Origin of the sequence: Streptomyces sp. NPDC057137 (assembly GCF_042670825.1) — a bacterium.
Taxonomy (GTDB): Bacteria; Actinomycetota; Actinomycetes; order Streptomycetales; family Streptomycetaceae; genus Streptomyces.
Genome location: NZ_JBHUUW010000150.1, coordinates 1 through 1,212, shown reverse-complemented (window position 1 = coordinate 1,212; position 1,212 = coordinate 1). Strand labels below are relative to the sequence as shown.

2 protein-coding genes are annotated in these 1,212 nt (G+C 55.1%); both read left to right on the top strand.

Going from position 1 to position 1,212, the window contains the following annotated elements:
- On the top strand, positions 1–458 hold a 458-nt coding region (locus ACFT9I_RS40295), incomplete at its 5' end, for a phage tail protein (RefSeq protein WP_382572885.1).
- Positions 458–1,212, top strand: a 755-nt coding sequence (locus tag ACFT9I_RS40290; protein WP_382572883.1) for a hypothetical protein, incomplete at its 3' end; no start/stop codon positions are given. The genes ACFT9I_RS40295 and ACFT9I_RS40290, both read left to right, overlap by 1 nt.

Below are 1,212 nucleotides of genomic sequence, written 5' to 3'. Positions count from 1 at the left end.
TGAAAGCGCCTCTGCTGCCGGTGTTGGCCGATCAGTTCAGCCTGCTCGATGAAGCCGCCTGGCTGCTGGCCGAGTCCGAAGACGCCCGCAGAAATTTACTCAAAAACTCAGTAGAGCTGCACCGATACAAGGGCACGCCCTGGGCTATCCGGGAAATCATTCGGCTGCTGGGCTTTGGTGAGGTCCAGCTGCAGGAGGGCCTCGGCGGTCGGACCTATGACGGCAGCATCAATTTCAACGGGCTTTACGTATACGGCGCGCCTCGCGCCTGGGCAGCGTATCGCGTGATCTTCGCCGAGCCCATTACCAACGACCAGGCGGATCTGATCCGCCGCATGTTGTCCACCATCGCACCTAAACGGTGTCGTCTTGCCTCGCTTGAGTATCAAGCGGTGGCAATCCGCTACAACGGCTCCGCTCGCTATGACGGGCTGTACAACCATGGGAGCAGTATTTGATGGCCACCTTGCCTGAAACAGAAGACTACGCAGAGGGGACTTACCAAATTGAAACGTCAGATAGGGTATTAGGTGGCCCTGGTGGCATAGCAAACAAACAAGCTGAGCAGCTGGGTAATCGAACTGCGTGGCTGAAAGCTGCTATCGCAAAAATTGTTAACGGTAAAACCGCCGTTGGCTTGGCTGCTCAGCTGGCAACAGCTCGCTTGTTGAAGTTCAAGGGGGCGGTCAGTGGCAGCGTTAGCTTCGACGGTAGCGCGGACACGGAGATAACGTTAACGCTCGCTGACTCAGGTGTAGTGGCGGGAAGCTACACAAAAGTCACATTAAACGCGAAGGGCTTGGCCACCGGAGGTGAAAATCCCCGGACCTTAGAGGGTCACGGGATCATCAACGCTATCGCTATTGGTGATTACGGGTTCGGCGGGAAAGTATCTCCACAAGGGCCTATTGATTCCAAAAATTTGCTTGGTGGCTTTTACTCATTCAAGGACGGATACACCACTTTTGCCAACTACGTAGGGTTGATCAACATCCCTTATGGCGAGGAGGGTTTCGCTGGGCAGTTAGGCTTTGAGATAGGTGGAGCAGAGCCGGTAGTTTATATCAGGAGCGTGAGCAATTCCGGAGAGTGGACGCCCACCCGGAAACTTTGGCATACAGGTAGCTTCGACCCCTCAACCAAGGCATCACTTGCGAGTCCTGTATTTACTGGTGCGCCAGAAGTGCCGAACGTGGCCGCTGGAGACAATTC